This window comes from Pseudomonas sp. CBC3 (assembly GCF_037967085.1).
GTDB lineage: Bacteria > Pseudomonadota > Gammaproteobacteria > Pseudomonadales > Pseudomonadaceae > Stutzerimonas.
The window spans coordinates 1-390 of the sequence record NZ_JBANEO010000025.1 but is presented as its reverse complement, the minus strand read 5'-3'; the positions used below and the strand labels follow the sequence as shown (position 1 = coordinate 390).

Annotated in this window: 1 protein-coding gene; it reads right to left on the bottom strand. The window is 51.5% G+C overall.

The genetic code is table 11. From position 1 onward, the window contains the following. Window positions 1–390, bottom strand: a 390-nt coding sequence (locus V6943_RS20255; protein ID WP_340555146.1) for an AI-2E family transporter, incomplete at both ends; no start/stop codon positions are given.

Genomic DNA, 390 nt, shown 5'->3' with positions numbered 1-390 from the left:
ATAGCTGCAACCACAATGTTGCCTTTAACCGTAGCCCTGACCACACGGGTGAACTTGCTGAACAACCTACGCTTCTGATTATCGCTCAGAGGTAGTGCTCGTCGAATCCGAACGACCAGGTCTCGTCCGTCTCGAATGAGGAAGAACAACAGATACAGCATTAGAAAAAAACTGATCAGGAACTGGAATGTACCCTGACCAAAGCTGAAGGCCTTGGTCGCCAAAAACTGGCTGCCTTCTAACGCCCAGCTTGCGAGTCGCTCACGAATCTGGTCGACATCACCTAGCCCGAACCGCCGCAACTGCTGCTCCAATGACGCGGGTAGCAATTCCCTTGCAGTTCCAACAAAGCTACCGACATCCAACTCACCACTTTCGATCTGCCTATAG